Consider the following 3,735-nt stretch of genomic DNA (forward strand, 5'->3'; position numbering starts at 1 on the left):
GAGTTGGGGCCCAGCGGAATTCGGGTCAACTCGATCCATCCGGGGCTGATCAAGACGCCGATGACAGAGTGGGTGCCCGACGACATCTTCCAGACCGCGCTCGGTCGGGCCGCCGAGCCCAAGGAAGTGTCCAACCTGGTGATCTACCTGGCCAGCGACGAGTCCAGTTATTCGACGGGTTCGGAGTTCATCGTCGACGGCGGGTGCACGGCGGGGCTGGGACACAAGGACTTCTCCGCGGTCGACACCGGGCAGCAGCCCGAGTGGGTCACCTAGGACGCGACTGCTCCAAATAGGTGGCCAGCGCGTTGGTCAACCCCTGTCGCGCCTCGTCGAGGTCGGCATACGAGCCGAGTTGACGTTCGGAGACCAGGCCGCGCATTGCGCCGGGGATCAGGGCCGCTACCTCGCGGACGCGCTGTGGGTCGACGCCCAGATCCGCGAACGCCCGCTGGCAGGTTTGCTGCCAACTCTTGCCCCACGAGAACAGCTCGGCAGCGGTCCGCGGAAAGAGGCGCTCCAACTCGTCGGGTTCGCGGGGCAGTGCTGAGCGCAGATTCTCGATGGCACGCGAATCTCGGGACGCCAGACCGTGGTACAGCGTGTCGATAATCGCGGCGAGTCGCTCTCGCAGCGGCGCGTCGGGCTCGGCGCTGGTGAATGCCGACATCGTCGCGTCACGCCGTTCGGCGGTGCGATGTAGCACCGCGGCCCAGAACCCGTCGACGTCGCCGAACTGGTATTGCACCGCGCCCCAGGTGGCGCCGCTTTCCTTGGCGATCCGGCTTGCCGATACCGCGCCTGGATCGCCGGACGCCAGCGATCGCACCGCAGCGTCCAGCATCGCCTCGCGGGTGGCCAGGCCACGCTTGTTGCTGCGCCGCTGTAGGTCGGCAGTAGCCATGCTCAGCATCGTAGCCGCTCGCCAAGGTTTCATAGCGGCCACTATGAATTTGCAGCACCGGTCGTTACTATCCGAGACATGGCTAAGCCGCCACTGTCGATGAAGCCGACCGGCTGGTTCCAAGTCGCCTGGTCCGACGAGATCGGCGTCGATGACGTCCACACGATGACCTACTTCGGCCAGGAGATGGTCGCCTGGCGCGCGGAGTCCGGCGTGCTCACCGTGATGAACGCCTACTGCGAGCACCTCGGCGCGCACCTCGGTTTCGGCGGCAAAGTCGTCGGCGACGTGTTGCAGTGCCCGTTTCACGGTTGGCAGTGGAACCACCAGGGCCGCAACGTCTGCATCCCGTATCAGGATCGTCCCAACCGAGGCCGCCGCATCACAACCTATCCGGTGGTGGAACGCAACGGGTCGGTGTACATCTGGCACGACGTTGCGGGCCGTGAACCGTACTTCGACGCGCCGGATATCTTCACCGGCTTCCACGACGGCAGCAGCGCCGCCGACTACTATCCGCAGCAGCGGTTGTATCGGCAGCGCCTGCAGATGCACCCGCAGTACGTGCTCGAAAACGGCGTCGACTTCGCGCATTTCAAGTACGTCCACAACACGCCGATCATTCCGGTGTTCACCCGCCACGACTTCGCCGGGCCGGTTTCCTTTGTCGATTTCACCATCACCTTCGAAGGCGACGACAACCAGAAGATCGAGGACATCGATAGCCGGGTCGAGGCCATCAACGGCGGACTGGGTATCGCAGTGACCAAGAGCCACGGCATGATCGACAACCGCACGATCTCGGCGGTCACCCCTGTCGACGAGTCCACCTCCGACATCCGATTCATGGTTCACATCGGCCGAACCCCGGGCAAAGACTCCGAGCGTGCCGAAACCAAGGCCCGCGAGTTCGGTCAGGAAGTGATCCGCCAGTTCGAGCAGGACGTCGAAATCTGGCGGCATCAACGGTATTCGGATCCGCCGGCGTTGGCCACCGCAGAGTACGAGGGTTTCACCGCAATCCGTACCTGGGCCAAACAGTTCTATCCCGATGGCACCGGTGGCAGTGCCGCCGAGGTCTACGCCGCATCGAAGAAAGGCTGAACCGAATGAATGCACCGCTGCGCGTGTTCCAAGTAGCCACCGGCAATGTCGGTTCGGAGATGATCAAGCGCATCGCACTTCGGCCCGACCTGGAACTGATTGGCGTGCACTGCTACTCGCCGGAAAAGATCGGCAAGGACACCGGCGAGCTGGCCGGCATCGCGCCGAACGGAGTCAGGGCGACCGGCAGCATAGCGGAGATCATCGCGGCCAAGCCGGACGTGCTGACGTTCCACGGGGTGTTCCCTGACGAAGATCTGTACGTGAAAGTGCTCGAGGCGGGTATCAATATCGTCACCACCGCCGACTGGATCACCGGCTGGCACCGCGACACCAACCACCCACACCCCTCCGGCAAGCCGGTCAGCCGTATCCTGCAGGATGCCTGCGAGAAGGGCGGCGCCACCTTCTACGGGACCGGCATGAACCCGGGGCTGAATCAGATTTTGGGCGTGGTGTGTTCGGCCGACGTCGCCGAGATCGAGAACGTCACCACGATCGAGTCGGTCGACGTGTCCTGCCACCACTCCAGGGACACCTGGATCGAGGTCGGCTACGGCCTGCCCGTGGACGATCCCGAAATCCCCGGCAAATTAGAGAAATTCACCCGCGTGTTCGCCGACTCCGTTTTGATGATGGCCGACTGTTTCGACCTGACCCTGGACGAAGTGAAGTTCAGCTACGAACTCGGCGCCTGCACCAAGGACGTCGATCTGGGTTGGTACACGTTGCCCAAGGGATCGTTGGGCGGCAACTACATCAAGTACCAGGGCATGGTCGATGGTGTCTCGCGGGTCGAGACGCATCTGGAGTGGCAGATGACGCCGCACACCGACCCGAGTTGGCACATCAAGGGTTGCTACATCACCCAGATCAAGGGTGATCCTTGTGTTTACAACAAACACATGATCTTCCCGAAGCCCGGAGTCGACCTGTCCGACACGGCGAACTTCGCGTCCATCGGCATGACCGTCACCGGCATGCCCGCGCTGGCGGCCATCGCCGGCGTCGTCGCGGCCCCGCCGGGTCTGATGACCAGTGCCGACCTGCCGCTGCGCGGCTTCGCCGGTCGCTTCACGCGATAGCTCCCGGTCGATCGCCGCGACGCGCGGTATCGGTACGGAGTATTTACGCCCAAACCGCAGAGCGTGACAGCGCCGTAACATTCCCGGAACCGATCGTCCTTAATGTCAGCCCAACGACCAACTGACCACGACGGCGATGGGGAATCAATTGAGCGGCAATGCTGCGCGGCTTCAGGCAATTACCAAGGTCGAGGCGTACGTTCCCCCCGCGATCAGCTTCGACCCCGGCGAGGAGCCTGGAGAGATTTTCGGGTCGAATGTCTTCACCAAAGCCGAGATGCAGGCGCGGTTGCCCAAGGGGACGTACAAGTCCGTGGTGGCCACCATCGACAAGGGCGCCAAACTCGACCCCGCGGTCGCCGACGCGGTCGCGGTGGCCATGAAGGACTGGGCGCTGGAAAAGGGCGCCACCCACTACGCGCACGTCTTTTACCCGATGACCGGGCTGACCGCGGAAAAGCACGACAGCTTCCTCGAACCTGTCTCCGACGGACAGAGTCTTGCCGAATTCGCCGGCAAGACCCTGATCCAGGGTGAGCCCGACGCCTCGAGCTTCCCGTCCGGCGGGCTGCGCAGCACCTTCGAGGCTCGCGGCTACACCGGCTGGGACGCGACCAGCCCGGCCTACATTCTGGACAATCC

5 protein-coding genes are annotated in these 3,735 nt (G+C 63.6%); 4 read left to right on the top strand and 1 reads right to left on the bottom strand.

The genetic code is table 11. The annotated features are described in order from the left end of the window. Nucleotides 1-276, top strand: a 276-nt coding sequence (locus AC2VOG_RS16500; protein ID WP_486940940.1) for an SDR family oxidoreductase, incomplete at its 5' end; no start/stop codon positions are given. Here AC2VOG_RS16500 and AC2VOG_RS16505 read toward each other — a convergent pair. Next, nucleotides 269-844, bottom strand: a complete 576-nt coding sequence (locus AC2VOG_RS16505) for a TetR/AcrR family transcriptional regulator (RefSeq protein ID WP_486940943.1) — start codon at nt 842-844, stop codon at nt 269-271. The genes AC2VOG_RS16500 and AC2VOG_RS16505 overlap by 8 nt on opposite strands. A 138-nt stretch (nt 845-982) precedes the next feature. Here AC2VOG_RS16505 and AC2VOG_RS16510 point away from each other — a divergent pair, with 138 nt between their 5' ends. The 3 genes from AC2VOG_RS16510 to AC2VOG_RS16520 all read left to right on the top strand — a co-directional run. Further along, entirely contained in the window at nt 983-2,008 is a 1,026-nt protein-coding gene (locus AC2VOG_RS16510) for a Rieske 2Fe-2S domain-containing protein (RefSeq protein ID WP_486940941.1), read from the top strand. Between the two features lie 5 nt (nt 2,009-2,013). Beyond that, complete coding sequence (locus AC2VOG_RS16515; RefSeq protein WP_486940942.1) at nt 2,014-3,093, top strand: NAD(P)H-dependent amine dehydrogenase family protein; 1,080 nt, start codon at nt 2,014-2,016, stop codon at nt 3,091-3,093. A gap of 148 nt (nt 3,094-3,241) precedes the next feature. Further along, nucleotides 3,242-3,735: glutamine synthetase III domain-containing protein (locus tag AC2VOG_RS16520; protein ID WP_486940944.1), on the top strand; the 494-nt coding region annotated here is incomplete at its 3' end.

The organism is Mycobacterium sp. TH-M11 (assembly GCF_057473725.1).